At 70.8% G+C, this 18590-nt stretch carries 17 protein-coding genes; 4 read left to right on the top strand and 13 right to left on the bottom strand.

The window, feature by feature from the left end; translation table 11 throughout:
• Positions 1 to 509: 509 nt before the first annotated feature.
• Positions 510 to 650 carry a hypothetical protein gene (locus ACIBF8_RS24160; protein WP_396785807.1) on the bottom strand — a complete coding sequence of 47 codons (141 nt, stop codon included), beginning with the start codon at positions 648 to 650 and terminating at the stop codon, positions 510 to 512.
• A 597-nt stretch (positions 651 to 1247) separates the two neighbouring features.
• On the opposite strand from ACIBF8_RS24160, the gene ACIBF8_RS24155 reads away from it, so the two are divergent.
• Positions 1248 to 1610 (top strand): endonuclease domain-containing protein, encoded by a 363-nt coding sequence (locus ACIBF8_RS24155; protein ID WP_396785805.1) that lies wholly within the window; start codon positions 1248 to 1250, stop codon positions 1608 to 1610.
• A gap of 6 nt (positions 1611 to 1616) precedes the next feature.
• Here the strand turns inward: ACIBF8_RS24155 and ACIBF8_RS24150 are convergent, their stop codons facing one another.
• The 4 genes from ACIBF8_RS24150 to ACIBF8_RS24135 all read right to left on the bottom strand — a co-directional run bounded on the left by ACIBF8_RS24150 (position 1617) and on the right by ACIBF8_RS24135 (position 5575).
• The gene (locus tag ACIBF8_RS24150; protein WP_396785804.1) at positions 1617 to 1823 is read right to left on the bottom strand and encodes a hypothetical protein; all 207 of its coding nucleotides are present in this window, start codon (positions 1821 to 1823) and stop codon (positions 1617 to 1619) included.
• Positions 1824 to 1902: 79 nt separating this feature from the next.
• On the bottom strand, positions 1903 to 3597 hold the full coding sequence (locus ACIBF8_RS24145; RefSeq protein WP_396785802.1) for a S8 family serine peptidase: 1695 nt from the start codon (positions 3595 to 3597) through the stop codon (positions 1903 to 1905).
• A 98-nt stretch (positions 3598 to 3695) separates the two neighbouring features.
• A complete protein-coding gene (locus tag ACIBF8_RS24140; protein ID WP_396785801.1) occupies positions 3696 to 4427 on the bottom strand; it encodes an HAD family hydrolase in 732 nt (243 codons plus the stop codon).
• A gap of 176 nt (positions 4428 to 4603) precedes the next feature.
• A complete protein-coding gene (locus tag ACIBF8_RS24135; protein WP_396785800.1) occupies positions 4604 to 5575 on the bottom strand; it encodes an EamA family transporter in 972 nt (323 codons plus the stop codon).
• Between the two features lie 85 nt (positions 5576 to 5660).
• Between ACIBF8_RS24135 and ACIBF8_RS24130 the strand changes: the two genes are divergently transcribed.
• On the top strand, positions 5661 to 6206 hold the full coding sequence (locus tag ACIBF8_RS24130; protein WP_396785798.1) for a CGNR zinc finger domain-containing protein: 546 nt from the start codon (positions 5661 to 5663) through the stop codon (positions 6204 to 6206).
• On the opposite strand, the gene ACIBF8_RS24125 is transcribed toward ACIBF8_RS24130, so the two are convergent.
• The 3 genes from ACIBF8_RS24125 to ACIBF8_RS24115 all read right to left on the bottom strand — a co-directional run bounded on the left by ACIBF8_RS24125 (position 6173) and on the right by ACIBF8_RS24115 (position 7921).
• Positions 6173 to 6772: a GNAT family N-acetyltransferase gene (locus tag ACIBF8_RS24125; protein ID WP_396785797.1), complete on the bottom strand. Its 600-nt coding sequence runs from the start codon at positions 6770 to 6772 to the stop codon at positions 6173 to 6175. The genes ACIBF8_RS24130 and ACIBF8_RS24125 overlap by 34 nt on opposite strands.
• A 163-nt stretch (positions 6773 to 6935) precedes the next feature.
• The gene (locus ACIBF8_RS24120) at positions 6936 to 7118 is read right to left on the bottom strand and encodes a DUF397 domain-containing protein (RefSeq protein WP_396785795.1); all 183 of its coding nucleotides are present in this window, start codon (positions 7116 to 7118) and stop codon (positions 6936 to 6938) included.
• Positions 7109 to 7921, bottom strand: coding sequence for a Scr1 family TA system antitoxin-like transcriptional regulator (locus tag ACIBF8_RS24115; protein ID WP_396785793.1), 813 nt, complete (start codon positions 7919 to 7921; stop codon positions 7109 to 7111). Before ACIBF8_RS24115 ends, ACIBF8_RS24120 begins: the two co-directional genes overlap by 10 nt.
• Before the next feature lie 343 nt (positions 7922 to 8264).
• Here ACIBF8_RS24115 and ACIBF8_RS24110 point away from each other — a divergent pair, with 343 nt between their 5' ends.
• Positions 8265 to 8555 (top strand): hypothetical protein, encoded by a 291-nt coding sequence (locus ACIBF8_RS24110; RefSeq protein ID WP_396785792.1) that lies wholly within the window; start codon positions 8265 to 8267, stop codon positions 8553 to 8555.
• 21 nt (positions 8556 to 8576) lie between these two features.
• Here ACIBF8_RS24110 and ACIBF8_RS24105 read toward each other — a convergent pair whose 3' ends face one another.
• The 5 genes from ACIBF8_RS24105 to ACIBF8_RS24085 all read right to left on the bottom strand — a co-directional run bounded on the left by ACIBF8_RS24105 (position 8577) and on the right by ACIBF8_RS24085 (position 17073).
• The gene (locus ACIBF8_RS24105; protein ID WP_396785790.1) at positions 8577 to 9986 is read right to left on the bottom strand and encodes a class II fumarate hydratase; all 1410 of its coding nucleotides are present in this window, start codon (positions 9984 to 9986) and stop codon (positions 8577 to 8579) included.
• Positions 9987 to 10021: 35 nt separating this feature from the next.
• Complete coding sequence (locus tag ACIBF8_RS24100) at positions 10022 to 13000, bottom strand: BTAD domain-containing putative transcriptional regulator (protein ID WP_396785788.1); 2979 nt, start codon at positions 12998 to 13000, stop codon at positions 10022 to 10024.
• A gap of 258 nt (positions 13001 to 13258) precedes the next feature.
• Positions 13259 to 14926 carry a fumarate hydratase gene (locus ACIBF8_RS24095; protein ID WP_396785786.1) on the bottom strand — a complete coding sequence of 556 codons (1668 nt, stop codon included), beginning with the start codon at positions 14924 to 14926 and terminating at the stop codon, positions 13259 to 13261.
• A gap of 125 nt (positions 14927 to 15051) precedes the next feature.
• On the bottom strand, positions 15052 to 16491 hold the full coding sequence (locus tag ACIBF8_RS24090) for a PQQ-binding-like beta-propeller repeat protein (protein ID WP_396785784.1): 1440 nt from the start codon (positions 16489 to 16491) through the stop codon (positions 15052 to 15054).
• A 78-nt stretch (positions 16492 to 16569) separates the two neighbouring features.
• Positions 16570 to 17073 (bottom strand): Lrp/AsnC family transcriptional regulator, encoded by a 504-nt coding sequence (locus ACIBF8_RS24085; RefSeq protein ID WP_396785782.1) that lies wholly within the window; start codon positions 17071 to 17073, stop codon positions 16570 to 16572.
• A 131-nt stretch (positions 17074 to 17204) separates the two neighbouring features.
• Between ACIBF8_RS24085 and hppD the strand changes: the two genes are divergently transcribed.
• On the top strand, positions 17205 to 18410 hold the full coding sequence (hppD, locus tag ACIBF8_RS24080; RefSeq protein WP_396785781.1) for a 4-hydroxyphenylpyruvate dioxygenase: 1206 nt from the start codon (positions 17205 to 17207) through the stop codon (positions 18408 to 18410).
• Positions 18411 to 18590: the final 180 nt, after the last annotated feature.

Genomic DNA, 18590 nt, shown 5'->3' with positions numbered 1-18590 from the left:
ACTCAACGGACGACCACGCCAAACCCTCGACTGGCAGAATCCAGCCGAGGTACTCCACAAACACCTGGTTGCAACCGCCGCTTGAAACCGCCGCCAGCGATCGCCCGACTTTCAGGAACGCGAGTGGATCACCGCCGTCAACGCGAATGGATCACCGCCGTCCGGCGGCCGGAGCACCGATGAGTCGGCCGATCCGAGCGATGCCATACCACGACCGGTAGGCGGATTCGTGGTTGTCCACAGGTCCGCAGGAACGCCCTGGCCGGGTTGTCCACAGGGGTATCGGTGGCCACTCGGCGAACGGCAGGCTGCTAGGCATGCCACCACGTCCGCACCGCCCCGATGCCCTGACCTGGCAGGTCTTCCGCGGCTCCGACGCTGTCCGGGATGGCCTGCTCACCGAGCATCAGCTACGCAGCGCCGCCTGGGTGCGGCTGCGCCACGACATCTACGCCGACGCACGGCTGGACCGGGACCACGCCCTCGCCTGCCGCGCCACCCTTCTTCGGTTACCGCCCGGAGTGGTGGTCGGAGGCCCGTCGGCGGCGTACCTGCACGGCGTCGAACACGCCGCAAGCTTCACCGACGATGTCCACGTCCTCGTGCCCCGAACGCTGCGGATCGGCCCACAGCGCGGTCTTCGCGTGCACGTCAACGCCATCACCTCGCTCGCCAGAGGCGAGACGCCAGAGCCGTCCGCACGCTCATCACCCCCACGGCGACCGTCGGACACCGGCCGACCATCGAACGCAGGCCGGCCATCGAACGCCGGCGGGCCGACAGGAGTAGTCCCACCGCTGGACCCCAGCCGATCATCGGAGGCAGGCCGCCTGCCAGATCCAGGTCGGCCGACGGCCACACGCCGACGGCCGGACGTTGCACGTTCGCGTGATCCAGTGCGACCCCCGGGAGGAGGACGGCCGCCTGGTGCCGCAATGCCACCACGCGCGACACCCGAACTCTCCCGGCCCGCAACGGTGTCCGTCCGGGCGGGCGGTGTGGCGACCGCCAGACCGAGCGGTGGGCAGGGGGCGACCACCGCCTTCCGGTCCAAATGGGACCGATATGTCCGGGTCCCCCGATCCGACCCGGGCCGGGCCGCTTGGGAGACCGCCGTCTGGCTCGACCCGGTCCGGGCAGTCGCCATCGTCGACTCGCTGCTCGGGCAGGGGCTAACCGATCGCGGCACACTGGCCGCCTTGGCTGCCCGTAATGCCGACCGGCCCGGTGGGCGACGAGCGCGTTGGGTGTTTGACCTGGCCGACGGCGGGGCGGAGTCTCCGCCGGAGTCGCACCTCCGTGTGCGGTTGGTGCTGGGCGGGCTGCCACGCCCAGTCGTCCAACATCCGGTACGCCTGCCCACTGGCGTTGTCCTGCATCCCGACCTGGCCTGGCCGCAATACCGGGTGGCGGTGGAGTACGACGGGCAGTGGCACTCCGACGCGGAGCAGTTGCATCGCGACCGTCGCCGGCTGAACCTGCTGGTCGCCTCGGGTTGGCTGGTCCTACACGTGACCAGCCGGCGGCTGCACGGCGAGTTCCCGGCGGTGCTCCGAGAGGTGCGCGAGGCGCTGGTCAGCCGCGGTTGGCGACGGGGAGCGTCCTCTTGAGCAGGATCATCTCGGGTTCTTGGAAACCGCGCCTTCCTCCAGGCGCTGACACCCCACCTTCAGGGAATCCGAGTCGATCATGACGGGCGGCAGGCCGAGGAAGGCGGCAAGGCCGGGCACGACGGGCAGCCGGCCCGACACCACGACAAGGCCCAACACCACGACAAGGCCCAACACCACGACAAGGCCCAACACCACGACAAGGCCCGACACCACGACAAGGCCCGGTCGACGATTGTCGACCGGGCCCCGGGGCGGTGGCCGTTGGGCCACCTCTGCAGTACGGGATGTGCTACGGGCGGGCGTTCGGCTTGAGCGGGGTCTTCACCGCCGCGTAGGCGTCGACGATCCCGTAGCCGTAGAAGCCGTTGAAGTTGACCCCACCGGCGCAGTAGGCGTCGTAGGTCTCGTCCCGGCCCTCGTTGCGGTACTGCTGCAGGCGCGGCTCCGGGCAGGCGTGCTCGGCGGCCGTGCGGTAGAGGTGCTGCTCGACCTGGTCCGGCGACATCCCGAAGCCAGTCCGACCCTGCGCCTTGCCGTAGCGGCTGACGATCAGCGCGGCGACGCCGGCGGCGTGCGGGGACGCCATCGAGGTGCCCTGGAGGTACGTGTAGTAGCCGCACTCACCGTTGGCCTTGCACTGCTTGAAGACCGAGTTCTCGAAGCCGGCGACGATGTTGCCGTCAGCGTCGACCGATCCTTCCTCCTGAAGCACATGCTTCGGGTACGAGGAGAGGATCATGTTGGCGTCGGTGCGGAAGGTGTCCGTGCCGAAGCCGTCCCGGAACCAACCGCCCGGCGCGGCGACCGAGATCTGCTCGGTGCCGTAGTTGGAGAAGTCCGACTTCTTGCCGGACGGGCCGACCGAGGACACCCCGATCACGTGCGGGCCCTCGGTGGGCAGGTCCCAGCAGCTCTCGTTGTCGATGGGCCGGGGGTACGGGTCCGCGCCGTAGTCCGGGCTCGTGACGTCGGTACGCGGCGCGCCCAGGTCCTCGTTGTTGTTGCCGAGCGCGCCGACGAGGGTGACGCCCTTGTTGTGCGCGAAGATCAGCGCCCGCTTCACCGCCTTGATGATGGCCCGCTGCTCGGCCTGGTCCGCAGGCGAGTCGGCCGGGTTGGCGGTGCAGTTGTAGAGCCACGGGTCGACGTAGAACGACATGTTGACCACGTCGATCCCGGACCGGCCGGCGTAGAGCAGAGCGTTGACCACCGGGTCGAGGAAGAAGTAGCCGGAGTCCTGGCCACCCTTGAGCTCGACCAGCGAGATGTTCGGGGCAACACCGGAGAGGCCGAAGCCGTTGGCCGCGGCGCCGATGGTGCCGGCCACGTGGGTGCCGTGCCCGCCATCGTCGGTGCCGACCGGGTCGAGGCAGCTCGCCACCTCGCAGGGGCCGTCCACGTCGGTCAGGTCGGGCGCGAAGTTGCGCGACAGCGACCAGTTGAAGTTCGGCGCGATGTCCGGGTTGCTGGCGTCGACGCCGGTGTCCAGTACGCCAACGGTCACCCGACGATCGCCCGGCTCGATCTTGCGGGCCTTGTCGGCCTGGATCATCTCCAGGCCCCACAGCTTGTCGTCGAGCGGATCGAGCTTGGCGCCCTTCTTGGCAGCACCGGCAGCACCGGCACGAGCGCCGGCAGCGGCCAGCAGGTGCTCCTGCTCGACCCGGTCCAGCTTCGGCTTGCGGCCGATGGCCTTCTGCTCGGCGGCGCCGATCAGCGTCGGCGCGGCGGTCGCCCTGGCCGCGAAGTCGGCCCGATCGCTGCTGACCTGGAACATGCCGACCTCGTCGGCCCGGGACACCACCGTGCCCCCGGCTGCCCGGATCGCGGCGACGGCCGTGTCGGCGGCGACGCCATCCTCGGCAACAACGGTGAAGGTACGGGAACTGCTTGGCGCGGCGTTGGCCGGCGCACCCAGCCCCGCAGCCGTAAGTGCCAGCACTGCCGCGGTCGCGACGGTACGGGCGGTGAAGCGCTTGCTCACCACATCAGATCCTCTCGTTGAGGGACGTGGCAGCTATCACACAACAACGCTCCGGTTTACGCCAGCTGAACGCCCGCTATGGCCGTGAATCCGTCCAGTTAGGCGCGCGCATCGGCCACGTCGGCGCGCGCGCCGAGAGCACCGTCCGAGTCGACGCACAGCCCCGCCAGCGCGGCCGGCAGGTCCGCCATGCTCGACACCTCGGCGTCGGGCGTGCAATCGAGCGGGCGAGGCAGGCCGAGCCGGTTCAGCCACACCGATCGCAGGCCGGCCTGCCGGGGTGCCACCACGTCGTGCTCCCACGAGTCACCGACGTACACGATCTGCCCGGCGGGTACGCCGGCCGCCGCGACCACCGCCGCGTAGAACTTTGGGTCCGGCTTCTTGGGCAGGCCGTTCTCGTGCGCGTACAGCTCGAAGGCGAACTCACCGGCGAGCCCGCATCGTTCGGTGCGGCTGTTGCCGTTGGTGGCGAAGCCCAGGGTGTACCGGCCGCGCAGCGTGGCCAGCGCCGGTGGCACGTCCGGGAACGGTCGGGTGAGGGCGAACCGACGGGCGAAGAAGAGGTCCGCGATCTCGTCCAGGTGGTCGGCGAGCGCCGCGCGGGCCAGCGACCGGGCCAGCGCGGCTCGCCGGATCTCCAGCACCGGGGCGGCCTTCAGCTCGCCGAAGACCGCACCCCAGTCCGACTCCAGTTCGGCGAGCGTCACGCCGGCCGCCGCCGGGGTGCGTCGGCGCATCTCGTCGAGGACGGCCACCAGCCCGCCGGTCACCGCGGGACGCAGGTCCAGCAGCGTCTCGTCAGCGTCGAACACCACAGTCGTCAGCACGACGCCACTCTCTCACCGACCGCCAAGCCCACCGACCCGCCGAGCGTCAAACCCACCGACCCGCCGAGCCCACCGACCCGACAAGCCCACCGATCGCCGAGCCCACCGGCCGTCCAACACAGCGACCAGACCCACCAGGGTCGGCCTGCACCGCCCAGCACCACCGACCGCGAACCTCACCGACCATCCAGCGCCAGCTCGGGCTCGGGCGAGGCCGGCGCCGGCGCGGGTGTCGACGGCGATCCGCGCAGCTCGTCGAGGCGTACCAGGGCGACGCCGGCGACGATCAGCGCACCACCGAACAACTGCCACCCCGTGGGCAGCTCATCGAGGAACAGCCACGCGATCAGCACGGCGAAGAGCACCTCGGTCAGTCCGACGAACGACGACAGGCGGGGGCCGAGGATCCGGGTGCCGGCGATGCCGGTCAGGTACGCGATGACGGCGGCCACCAGCGAGAGCCCGGCGATGGGTACCAACCAGCTGGCGGGCTGCCCGGCGAAGGTGACCTCGCCGAAGGTCGCGTGCAGCGGCAGCAGACCGGTCAGCCCGATGAGGAGCAGCACGGCGGCGCCGACGGCCATTCCGCCGCTGGCCATGGTGACCGAGGGCAGTCGTGGGTCGACCCGGCCGGCGAGCACGAAGTACCCGGCCAGGCCGAACGCCGCGCCGAGCCCCCAGAGCACGCCCACCGGGTGGAAGTCGGCGGTGCCGGCGAGGTCGAGTACGAACGCCAGCCCGGCCAGCGCGGCAACCGACCCGGCCACGGTGAGCCGGCGTGGAGGCTGCGCGTGCCGCAGCCACATCCAGACCACGACGAGGATGATGCCGAGGTATTCCAGCAGCAGCGCGACGCCCACCGGCAGGTAGCGCACGGCGTTGAAGAAGCACACCTGGGCCAGCGCCACCCCGAGGAGTCCGAACAGCCCGATGGCCGTGGCATTGCTCCGCAGCACGTCCCACTTGCCCCGCAGCGACAACAGTGCGGGGATCGCCAGCACCAGGGCGGCCACGCCGACCCGGGCGATCACCGCGGACTCGGCTGACCAGCCGGCCTCGATGAGCGAGCGCGCGAAGGTGCCGGAGGTGGCGAAGGTGACTGCGGAGAGCAGTGCCAACCCGACGCCGGCAGCAGGTCGTGAGTGCATGTCGCGCTCCTCGCAATGGCACCGTGTCATGAGCAAACTATCCTTGTGCTGATGACGCTAAGCGGAAGCCATGACAGGAGTCAAGTTGCTATTCGCTCATGACACCGAGTGTTCGCTGATCGCCGCCGCCGCGCTGGTCAACACCGCGGGCCGGAGCGGCGAGTTGCTGCCCGACGTCGCGGCGCTGGACGCGTTCTTCATCCGCCATGCCTACAGCGGGCGGCACGAACACACCGAGGCTGAGTTGCGGGCCGTCCGGGAGCTGCGGCCCCAGTTGCGCCGCATCTGGTACGCCGAACCGCCCGAGATCGTCGCGGTGGTCAACGGCCTGCTGCTGGAGCACAAGGCGCTGCCCCAGCTGATCGAGCACGACGACGAGCCGTACCACCTGCACGCCGTACCCCGCGACGCGCCGCTGGCCACCCGGATCGCGGTGGAGGCCGCCATGGCGATCGCCGACCTGGTCCGTTCACGGGAGCTGAGCCGGCTGCGGATCTGCGAATACCCGGACTGCGACAACGTGGTCGTCGACCTGTCCCGCAACCGGTCCCGACGGTTCTGCGAGGCCGGCTGCGGTAACCGCGCCGCGGTGACCGCCTACCGCGCCCGACGGGCGGCCGGCCGCTCCTGACCGACGGCCGCCCACTCATCGGCCCGCAACTCGTACTCCACCTCGCCCTGCTCGGTGCCCGGGATCGGGTCGTCCCACTGCAGGTGGAAGGTCCGCACGTAGTGCAGCCCCGCCTTGACCATCACCCGCCGGGACCGTTCGTTGACCGTCATCGTCTCGGCCCAGACCCGACGCACCCCGACCGTGTCGAAGGCGTACCGGACCAGCGCCCGCGACCCCTCGCTGGCCAGCCCCCGCCCCCACGCCGAGCGCCGCAGCCGGTAGCCCAACTCGGCCTCGGTGCCGTCCTCCGACGGATCCAGCGCGAACCAGCCCAGGAACTCACCGGACTCCCGATCGTGCGCCGCCCACCGACCGAGCCCGGGATGCCGCTCGTACTGGGCCAGCAACCTCGGCAACTGCTCGTCCCGCACGGTCGTCGGCGGGGTGGCGACGCCACCGGTGAGAAACCGCATCACCTCGGGGTCGCTGTCCAGCTCGACCAGCGCGTCCACGTCCGCCATGGTCAGCCGCCGCAACCGCAACCGCTCGGTCCCCGCCGGCACAGCCGCGCCATCGTCACCCATAGACCGGATCATCCGTCCCGCTCAGGGCCTCGTCGAGCCGTTTACCCGGGCCACCAAGATCCGCGCAACGTCGGGGAAACTGCTGCCTCAGGCCGCGCCGAGGCAGCAACTTCGGCGAACTTGCGCGGGAAACCCGACCACCGTCGCGGGCGAGGCGATCGCGTCAGCGCGGGGGCGCGACCACGAAGAGCCGCCAGGAGTACGCGTCGACAACGAGCACGGGTCCGTCCGGGTCCTTACTGTCCCGCACCCCGACCACGCCCCCCAGATTCGTCGCCACCTCGACGCACTGGTCATTGGAACCACTCCGGCTGCTCTTGCGCCACCGGGCTCGGGTCAACTCCACGACTCCGCCACTTCCCTCAGCAACTCGATCGACTCCTGTGGTGGCAACGCCTGCCCGAGGGTAGCTTCCCAAGTCCGTTGTAGACGCAACAGATCCGCAGGCCGATCGAGTTCTTGGCCACCGATCTGGCCTCCAAGGTAGGCAAGATCGCTATGGTCGGCCACGGTGGCAAGGATGAATGGCCCGTTCAGGCCGGGATACTCCTCGGCCGAGCGGGGCACCACATGCAGCTGGACCCGCGGATGCTCGGTTGACAAGCGCGCCAGGTGCAGAGCCTGCTCGCACATCACCTTCCGACCGCCGACGCGTCGCCTCAGCACCGACTCGTCGAACACCGCGACCACGTGCGGTGGGCGATCTCCGTAGAGGACCCGCTGGCTGTCCATCCGGTCCGTCAGCCGACGCTCAACCTCGTCGGCATCGAGCAGTCGGTCCGACTCGAAGATGGCGCGGGCATACCCTTCGGTCTGCAGCAGCCCAGGGACGTGCAGCGGGTCGAACCATCGCAGCGCCCGCGCCTCCGCGAGGATCGCCTGCCAGCCGCGTAGCCAGGGCTGCGCCCGGTCCAGGCTGACCAGCTCGGTGGACATGCGGCCGAAGAGGCCGCCGGTGTCCAGGGCGCGGTCGACGAGTTCCAGGTACTTGGCGGTGGGCGGCTGCTGGCCCAACTCGACGGCGCTGACCATCGACGCCGAGTAGTTGACCGCCTTGGCCAACTCGTCCTGGCTCCAGCCCCGCCGCGCCCGCGCCCGCCGCAGCTCCGCGATCAGGAACGCCGCCGCCGTCATCTGTCCATCGGCCATGCCCAGCCACTCTCCAACCCGCCGACGATCAACTCCACCCGACCAACAGAGCCGACGCGGCCCGGGAACAGGGCAGCCACGACAGGTGGGTCGAACCCTTCCGACCGTAGTCGTCCGATCACCAGACTGTGAAGCGCGGCACCACTCCCCGTCCCCCGGGTCGGCGGCGCCGCACGGGACCGCCCGATCCCCCGTGCCGGGCGGTCCCACCCCACCCCAGGCCGACCGACCGCAGGGAACAGGGGCGCGGGGGCGCTGGACACAGGGAGCGGGGGCGTTGCGCACACGGAGCGGCGGCGCGGGTGATGCCACAAACGAGTCAGCTCGAAAGGACCGCACCACCATGTCCCGGACCGCCCTGGACGACCGCGCGACGACACCCCGTCGACCGCACCTGCCGCTACGCCCGCTCTGGCTCTGCCGGGTCTGCGCCGCGCCCTGGCCGTGCCCGGTCGCCCGGCTCACCCTTCGCCAGGAGTACGCGCACGACCGGATCGGGTTGAGCGTCTACCTGTGCTCGGTCCTGCACGAGGCGGCGGGCGACCTGTACCGACTCAACCCGCACGACGGCCCGGACCCCGCTGCGCTCTTCACCCGCTTCCTCGGCTGGGCGAGACCACGGCACCTGCGCTGACCGGGGCCGGGCCGGGCCGGATCAGGGGTGGGTCATCCGGAGTAGGTCCAGGGTTTCGTCGAGTTGGGTCTCGGTGAGCTTGCCGGAGTCGACATGCCCCCGGGAGATCACCACCTCGCGGATGGAGGTCTGCTTGGCCAGCGCCTCCTTGGCGATCGACGCGGCCTCGTCGTACCCCAGGTAGCGGTTGAGGGGGGTGACGATCGACGGCGACCCCTCGGCGTACCCCAGGCAGACCTCGGCGTCCGCGACCAGGCCGACCACCAGGCGGTCGGCGAACAGCCGACTCGCCGCGGCCAGCAGCCGGATCGACTCCAGCAGGTTGCGGCCCATCACCGGGAGCATCACGTTCAGCTCGAAGTCGCCCTGCGAGCCGGCGAAGGCGACGGTCGCGTCGTTGCCGATCACCTGGGCGCAGACCTGCCGCATCGCCTCGGCGACCACCGGGTTGACCTTGCCCGGCATGATCGACGAGCCGGGCTGGAGGTCGGGGATGCGCAGCTCACGCAGGCCGGCGCGAGGGCCAGAGCCCATCCAGCGGATGTCGTTCGCGACCTTGTAGAGGCCCACGGCGATGGTCCGCAGTTGCCCCGACGTCTCCACCAGCGCATCGCGGGCACCCTGCGCCTCGAAGTGGTTGCGCGCCTCGGACAGCGGCAACCCGGTCGACTCGCGCAGCTTGCCGATGACGGCGGCGGCGAAGCCGAGCGGCGTGTTGATCCCGGTGCCCACGGCAGTGCCACCCAGCGGCAGCTCGGCCAGCCGGGGCAGCGAACCCTCCAGCCGCTCCACGCCGTAGCGGACCTGGGCGGCGTACCCGCCGAACTCCTGCCCCAGGGTGACCGGGGTGGCGTCCATCAGGTGCGTACGGCCGGCCTTGACCACCGTCTCGAACTCCGCCGCCTTGGCCTCCAGCGCCCCGGCGAGGTGGTTCAGCGAGGGCAGCAGATCCTCGACGATGAATTGGGTGGCGGCCAGGTGGATCGACGACGGAAAAACGTCGTTGCTGGACTGGGAGGCGTTGACGTGGTCGTTCGGGTGCACCGGTGAGCCCAGCTCACGGCTCGCCAGGGTGGCGATGACCTCGTTGGTGTTCATGTTCGACGACGTGCCGGAGCCGGTCTGGAACACGTCCACCGGAAACTGGTCGTCGTAGCCACCATCGGCCACGTGCGCGGCGGCGGCCGTGATGGCGGCGGCCACGTTCGCGTCGATCACGCCCAACTCGCCGTTGACCTCGGCCGCCGCGCCCTTGATCTGCGCGAGAGCCTTGATCTGGGCCGGCTCGATGCCCCGACCGGAGATCGGGAAGTTCTGCACCGCCCGCTGGGTCTGCGCCCGCCACAGCGCCTCGGCGGGCACCTCGACGTCGCCCATGGAGTCGCGTTCGATCCGGTAACCGGTCGCCTCTGGAGTCGTCACGCGTACCATCCTGCCGCGCCCGTGGCCGACTCGCAGATGATCCGTCAGCCCAACTCGCTGAACAGCCGTTCCACCTCGTGCTGGTCCGGCGACTCGATCTGGGTGAACAGGGCCCGTGCCCGGATCAGGTGTGCACGCGCCGCCGCCGGGTCGGTCGTGAACAGGCAGCGGGCGATTCCCGCCAGCGCCCGGCCCTGCTCCTGCCGGCAGGCCAGCCCGGTGGCATCGGCGAGCACCCGACGATGCAGGTCGAGCGCGCTGGCCATATCTCCCTGATCCAGGATGGCGTGGGCCAGCAGGTTGCGCGAGCCGCACTGGGCAATGCGGTCGCCCACCTCGGTCATCGCGACGAGCGCCGCACGGTGCAGATCGGCGGCCCGTTCCGGGCGGCCGGCCTCCCGTTCCATCACCCCGATCTCGTTCAGCACCTCACCCTCGCCGAACCGGGCACCCGCCTGTCGCTTGACGCGCAGCGCCACCCGCAGCAACCGGCCTGCCGGCACCACGTCGCCCATCCGATGCCGGATCATGCCGAGGTGCCCGAGGGCGTTGCCGATCCGGCGCGGGTCGCCGACCTCGCGGGCGATCCCCAGGTGCCGTCGGGCGGTGCGCAGCGCCTCGTCGTACCGCCCCCAGAGCAGCAGGGTCATCGACAGGTTGTTGAGTTCGTTCGCCAGCGCCTCCTTGTCGCGCAGCCGGGTCGCCAGCGCCCTGGCTTCGCCGTAGCACTCCCGGGCCCGGCGGAACTCGAAGTTGGCGGCGTAGGAGGTACCCAGGTTGCCGAGGGTGTTGCGGAACTCGCGGCGCAGACCGAGCCGGCGGAAGATTTCGAGTGACCTCTCCATCACCCGGATCGACTCGGGAAAATCACCCAGCCGGTAGTGGGCCGAGGCGAGGTAGTTGAGCATGGTCGCCACCGCCCGGTCGTCACCCAACTCCTCGGCGGCGCGCAGGCCCGCGGAGTGCGTCTCGATCAACTCGTCCAGGCGGCCGCCCTCGAACTGGGCGTGCCAGCACGCCCTCGCCAACTGCCAGCAGTGCTGGAGGAACCCCTCGGTCGCCGCCAACCGGACCAGGGCGGTCCACAGGGCAAGGTTCTCGTCCAGCCAGGCTCGACCCTGCGCGGCGGCGATCGCGACCAGGTCAGCGCGGATCGGCGCCGTCACCACGATCAGCGAGTGGGCCGAGGAGAGCTCCCTCTCGCGGGCGATCGTCGTGGCGACATGCATGTGGTGATCGAGCAGACGCTCGATGCCGCCGCGCCTCTCGATTGCCCGCTCCGGCTCGGCGACCAGGGTCCGGGCGTACTCCCGGACCAGGTCGTGCAGTCGGTACCGGCCGGGTTCCGCCTCCTCCACCAGGTGCGCGTCCACCAACTCGTCCAGCAGGTCCTGCGCCTCGGGCAGGGACAGGTCGGCGAGCACGGCGGCGACCGAGTTGTCGAACCGTACCCCCGGGTGCAGGCCCAGCAGTCGGAACGCGCGCTGCGCCGCCGGTGACACCTGGGCGTACGACAGTGCGAAGGCCCGACCCACGGACCGTTCGCCCGCTTCGAACTCGGCCAACGGATCACGCCGCGCGGTCAGCCGTTCCGCCAGGTCGGCGATTCGCCACCGGGGGCGGTGCGCCAGCCGGGCACCGGCCAGCCGGATGGCGAGCGGCAGGTGACCACAGCGTCGGACCACCTCGATGGCGGCCTCCGGCTCCGCCGCCACCCGATCCACGCCGACCACCCGCCCCAGCAGCTCGATCGCCTCGTCGGGGTCGAGCAGGGGAAGCGACGACGGTCGCCCCTCGTCCACCCCGACCAGCCGGCGACGGCTGGTGATCAGGACGAGACAGTGCGAGCCGTTGGGCAGCAGGGGTGTCACCTGGTCGGCACTGGCCGCGTTGTCCAACACCAGCAGGGCCCGTCGGCCGGCCAGCTCGGTGCGCCAGAGCGCCAACCGGTCGTCCTGGTTCGCCGGTACGCGCTCATCGGGCACGCCGAGTTGCCGCAGCAGCGTGGCCACCGCCGCAGCCGGCGTCAAAGGAGTGCGCTCGCTGTGCCCGTGCAGGTCGATGTAGAGCTGGGCATCCGGGTAGTCGTCCGCCAGAGCGGTGGCGAGATGCACCGCGAGTGCGGTCTTGCCGCTGCCCGCCATGCCGTCGATGAGCTGGATCCGGACACCGGCCTCCACCTCCTTGACCAGGCGGGCCAGCGTCTGCTGCCGGCCGGTGAAGTCGCCGATCGCCCGAGGCAGTGAGCGGACCGGAGCGATCGGCCGAGCTTTCCGACCGGCCAGGGCCAGGTCACCGGCGAGCACCCGTTGGTGCAGGTCCTGCAACTCAACGCCCGGCTCGATGCCCAGCTCGTCGGCGTAGAACCGCCGGCCCTCCCGGTAGACCGCGAGCGCGTCGGCCTGCCGACCGACCGCTGACAGCGCCAACATCAGTTGCCCACGCAGACGCTCCCGCACCGGGTGCTGGTCGACGCTCTCGGTCAGCTCGTCGATCAGCTCGGCGGCCCGCCCGAGGCGCAACTCGACGTCGACGCACTCCTCCAGCGCGGTGAGGCGCTGCTCGTCGAGCGCCTGGGCACGACGGCGGACGCTCCGGCTCGGGATTCCACCGAGCGCCGGCCCCCGCCACAACGCCAGGGCCGCGCGGAATTCGGCACGGGCGTCGACCAGATGACCGGCCGCGCCGGCGGTCCGGGCCGCCTCCACGCGCCGGGCGAAGACCTCGGCGTCCAGGTCGGCCGTTCCGGTACGCACGCCGTAGCCCGCCGGATCGGTGACGATGAGCTCCGGCGTCAGCCCGAGTTCGGCGAAGCGGCGGCGCAACCGCGACACGCAGGTCTGCAACTGGGCACGGGCGGTAGCTGGGGGCTTGTCCTCCCAGACCGCGTCGATCAGCTCGTCGACCGGCACCAACCGGCCGGCCCGCAACAGCAGCATGGCGAGCACGACCCGGTCCCGACCAGCGGTGACAGTGGAGTCGCCACCGCCGACCCGCAGGGGCCCCAGGATCCCGAACCGCATCTGCTCTCCCGCATTGGTGGTGCAACTTCCAGCAGAGTAGTCCGGCGGTAACGGATCGCCTCGGTCAGGCGATAGTGATCTGAGAGTGGATCGACAGCGGGGCACAGCAGACTCACGCTGGGTTGTCGGTGACGACATCCGACGGGGGCGGTGCGCCCGACTCACCCCAGCGGGGCGGGCGCACCGATGTCGGCAGAGCACGGACGACAAAAGGGGCGCCGGGCGGATTCGCCCGGCGCCCCTTCGCGTACCTGTCGGTCAGTGGCGGCCGATGGTGAGCACCGGCTTGGTGACCTCGGCGAAGAAGTCGTTGCCCTTGTCGTCGACCACGATGAAGGCGGGGAAGTCCTCCACCTCGATCTTCCAGACCGCCTCCATGCCCAGTTCCGCGTATTCGAGCACCTCGACGTGCTTGATGCAGTCCTGGGCGAGACGGGCGGCGGGGCCGCCGATCGAGCCGAGGTAGAAGCCGCCGTGCTGCTGGCAGGAGCGGGTCACCTGGCCCGAGCGGTTGCCCTTGGCCAGCATCACCTGCGAGCCGCCGGCCGCCTGGAACTTCTCCACGTAGGCGTCCATCCGGCCGGCGGTGGTCGGGCCGAACGAGCCGGACGCGTACCCCTCGGGGGTCTTCGCCGGGCCGGCGTAGTAGACCGCGTGGTCCCGCAGGTACTGCGGCATCGGCTCACCGGCGTCCAACCGCTCGGCGATCTTGGCGTGCGCGATGTCCCGGGCGACCACCAGCGGCCCGGAGAGCGAGAGGCGCGTCTTCACCGGGTACTTCGACAGCTCCGCGCGGATCTCGTCCATCGGCCGGTTCAGGTCGACCCGGACGACCAGCTCGGCGTCGAGCGAATCGTCGGTGACGTCGGGCAGGAACCGCGCCGGGTCGGTCTCCAGTCGCTCCAGCCACACGCCCGACGGGGTGATCTTGGCGACGGCCTGGCGGTCCGCCGAGCAGGAGACGGCGATGGCCACCGGGCAGGACGCGCCGTGGCGGGGCAACCGGACCACCCGTACGTCGTGGCAGAAGTACCGCCCACCGAACTGCGCGCCGATGCCGAAGTTGCGGGTCAGCTCCAGCACCTCCGCCTCCAGCTCCAGGTCGCGGAAGCCGTGCGCGCTCATCGAGCCGGAGGTGGGCAGCGCGTCAAGATACTTGGCGCTGGCGTACTTGGCGGTCTTGAGGGCGTACTCGGCGGACGTGCCGCCGATGACGATGGCCAGGTGGTACGGCGGGCAGGCGGCGGTGCCGATCAGCCGCAGCTTCTCCTCCAGGAACTGCATCATCCGCGTCGGATTCAACAGTGCCTTGGTCTCCTGGTAGAGGTACGACTTGTTGGCCGAGCCACCACCCTTGGCCATGAACAGGAACTTGTACGCGTCGGGGTGCCCGTCCGGGTCCTCGGCGTACAGCTCCACCTGGGCGGGCAGGTTGCTGCCGGTGTTCCGCTCGTCCCACATGGTGAGGGGGGCGAGCTGGGAGTAGCGCAGATTGAGCTTGGTGTACGCCTGGTAGACGCCCCGGGAGATGGCCTCGGCGTCGGTGCCGTCGGTCAGCACGTGCCGACCGCGCTTGCCCATGACGATGGCGGTGCCGGTGTCCTGGCACATCGGCAGGACACCGCCGGCGGCGATGTTGGCGTTGCGCAGCAGATCCAGGGCGACGAACCGGTCGTTCGGTGAGGCGGCCGGGTCGTCGATGATCGCCCGGAGCTGCGCCAGGTGCGCGGGGCGCAGGAAGTGCGCGATGTCGTGCATCGCCTCGGCGGTCAGCGCGGTGAGCGCGGCCGGCTCCACGGTGAGGAACCGGCGGCCTCCCGGGCCGTGTACGACGTCCACGCCCTCGTCGGTGACCAGGCGATAGTCCGTCTGGTCCGGGCCGGTCGGCAGCAGAGGGGCGTACGAGAATGCGGCGGCACTGCTCATGAGCGGCAAGCCTAGGGCAGACCGGTCGATCACTCCCACCCGCCGGGCGGGTCCTGGGACGCCGCTCTCATCCGGCGAGCGTGCCGGGCCCCGCCGCCGTCCGGGTCGGCAGTGCAACCGCCCGCTCAGCCGTCCTTGCCGCCGTCCGGCTCGGGGCAGAGTTCGCCCTTCGGCCCGCAGTCGCCGTTGTTCGGCCCGCCGGGGCCGGCGCCACCCGGTCCGGGGTTCCCACCGTTGCCGGGCGGTCGGGTGGACGAGCCGCCGGTCGCGCCGACGAAGCGGACGTACCCGATCTCCCGCCCCTCGCCGATGATCATGCCTTGCGACCCGACGGCGAGGGCGTTCGCCGAGGTGCGCAGGACGGCCAGCTCCTTGCCGCTGCGCGGGTCCAGTGCCACCAGCCGGGACGGCTTCTCGTCGGCCACCACCGCCGCGTACGGGGTGAGCGCGGCACCGGCCTTGCCGCTGGCGGGTCGCGTCCAGAGCACCTTCTCGGTGCCCAGCTCACGGGCGACCACCGAGCGCTTGTCGGCGGCGCGGAACACCGCCAGACGGTCGTCGACCGCGATCAACTTGGTGCCCGACTCACCGACCCAGAGCAGCCGCCCGTCGTACCCGTCGACGACCGCCTCGCGGCCGTCCGGAGCGACACCGATGAGCACGTTCCGCGCACCCTGCGGATCCTCGCGTTGCACGCAGCCGGCGGAGTCGGCGGTGCGCAGGTTGACGCCGGCCCGCTGCCAGGCCTCCTGCCCGGTCGCCGAGTCCCGGGCGGAGATGGCGAAGTAACAGCTGCCGTCCTGGGAGCGGGCAGCGATCCGCAGCAGCCGGCCGCCCACCACGGACAACCGCTCGTCCCGGCTCGGCTCGACGTTCTGCAACACCCGGCCGGTGGCGGTGTCGACCACGTGCACCCGACCGTCCACCGGGAAGCCGAGCAGTGGTGGCGCGGGCTCCGCCCCGGCCACCCCGTCGTCGATCCGGGTGGCGGTGAGCCGGCGGGTGCCGCGCAGCCCCGGGTTGTCGGCGAGCAGTCCGCTGTGCACCCCGGGCAGGAACGCCGTCCAGAGCGGCGCGGTGCCGCGCGGGTCCCAGGCGCTCAGGGTGCAGTCGGTGGCGTCCGTGCACCGGGCGTCGAGGAGCAGATTGCGGTACGTCCAGACGGCCACCGCGTCATCGTCACGTCGCCGGGTCACCCCGGTCGCCGGGTCGAGCAGCTCGTACCCCTTGACCAGGAGCTTGCCCACGGCCACCACCGGGTCCCGGTCGCCACCGGCGACCGCCGCCCAGTCCGCCTTGCGCTCCCACAGTTGGGTGCCGGTGGCCAGGCTGCGCGCCTCGACCCGGGTGCGCTGCTCGACCACGACGGCGTCGCCGGCGATGGTCACGCTGCGCGGAGTGCCGCCGACCCGTTGCTGCCAGACCACGTCGGGCTCGGAGATGGGTTCGCTGCGGTCCACCCAGTCCCACAGGCCGGGGAACGGGTTCCACACGCCGGTCGCGGCGAGCGCGACGACCACGGCGAGGCCGAGCAGCAGCCCGCCGCGCACGCTCCCCTTCGCCACCCGCACACCGTAGCCACGATCAGGGATCTTCCGTACGCCCGCGCCGCCGTGTCGCCACGCTTTCTGGGCTCGAAGGTGTTACAGCACCCTTCCCTCGGCCCGAACGGCGCTGCGCACCAACGGGAGCGTGCGGTAGGGGATCTGCTCGGCCAGCGCGATGATGGTCGAGGCCCGGGTGATGCCCGCCGACGAGACGATCTGGTCGATGACCCGTTGCAGGTCGGTGTTGGAGCGGGCCACGATCCGGCAGAGCAGGTCGCTGGAGCCGGTGATGGTGTGCGCCTCCAGCACCTCGGGGATGGCGGCGAGGTGAGCGGTGACCGGGTCATGGCCGTGCCGCTGACTGATCTCCAAAGTGACGAAGCTGGTCACCCCGAACCCGATCGCGGCCGGTGCGATCTCGGGGCCGAAGCCCTGGATGACCCCCCGCTCGACCAGCTTGTCCAGCCGCGCCTGCACGGTGCCCCGGGCCACCCCGAGCCGCCGGGAGCACTCCAGCACGCCGATCCGTGGCTCCTCGGCGAGCAGTTCGATCAAGCGCACGTCGAGCGCGTCGAGCTGTACATTCTGCTCACCATTCATGAGCGTTGACCATACCGAATGCACAACCTGACCAGCATTTACCCGGACAGTTGCCCACTCGATGCCCGCACCGCGATCCTTCGGTCCAAGAACCGGCCCACGAGGCCGGCCGGTACGCGAGGGAGGCCATCATGACCCAGGCGATCGACCGACCCCAGTCGACCGAGGACGTCGACATCGACCGGCTCGTCGGCGCTGTCGACCACGACATCAGCCACGACCCGTTCCCGGTCCGGGGCCTCGACCACGTGCACTTCCTAGTCGGCAACGCCAAGCAGGCCGCGCACTACTACTCCACCGCGTTCGGCATGACCTGTGTCGCGTACCGCGGCCCCGAGCAGGGCTACCGGGACCACGCCCAGTACGTGCTGACCAGCGGTTCGGCCCGGTTCGTGCTGACCGGCGCGGTGCGCCCGGACGCCGACGGCGCCGAGCACGTGGCGAAGCACAGCGACGGCATCAGCGACATCGCGCTGGAGGTCCCGGACGTGGACGCCGCTTACGCGCACGCCATCGCGCAGGGCGCCGCCGGCGTCGTCGAGCCGCACGAGGTGACCGACGAGCACGGCACCGTCCGGATGGCCGCCATCGCCGCGTACGGCGACACCCGGCACACGCTTGTCGACCGGTCCCGCTACACCGGCCCGTTCCTGCCCGGCTTCGTGGCCCGCGGCCCGATCGTGGACCGGCAGCCGATGATCGACGCCGGCATCCAGCCGAAGCGCTTCTTCCAGGCCGTCGACCACGTGGTCGGCAACGTGGAGCTGGGCCGGATGGACGAGTGGGTCGAGTTCTACAAGCGGGTGATGGGCTTCTCCAACATGGCGGAGTTCGTCGGCGACGACATCGCCACCGACTACTCGGCGCTGATGAGCAAGGTCGTGGCGAACGGCACCCGCAAGGTGAAGTTCCCGCTCAACGAGCCGGCGATCGCCCGCAAGAAGTCCCAGATCGACGAGTACCTGGAGTTCTACCAGGGCCCGGGCGCGCAGCACATCGCCGTCGCCACGAACGACATCCTCGCCAGCGTCGACGCCATGCGCGCGGCCGGCGTGGAGTTCCTGGACACCCCGGACTCGTACTACGACGACCCGGAGCTGCGCGAGCGGATCGGCAAGGTGCGGGTGCCGATCGAGGAGCTGAAGGCCCGCAAGATCCTGGTCGACCGGGACGAGGACGGCTACCTGCTCCAGATCTTCACCAAGCCGGTGCAGGACCGTCCCACGGTCTTCTTCGAGCTGATCGAGCGGCATGGCTCGCTGGGCTTCGGCAAGGGCAACTTCAAGGCGCTCTTCCAGGCGATCGAGCGGGAGCAGGAAGCCCGCGGCAACCTGTAACACTTGCCAGCGTGACGCAACCTCCGTCGTACCCGACGCCGCCGGTCGGTGGGCCTCAGCCCGCCGCCGGCGGCGTCGCGCCGCAACCCGGCCCACACCCCCACGGGTACGCCCCGCAGTACCGCCATGCCGGGTTCGCGGGAACAGTCGTCGTTAAGGTGTCCCCGTGAGCGAGCGAAG

Source organism: Micromonospora sp. NPDC050276 (assembly GCF_044459545.1).
Lineage (GTDB): Bacteria > Actinomycetota > Actinomycetes > Mycobacteriales > Micromonosporaceae > Micromonospora.
The sequence above is the reverse complement of the archived record's forward strand: the minus strand, read 5'-3'. Positions and strand labels throughout refer to the sequence as shown.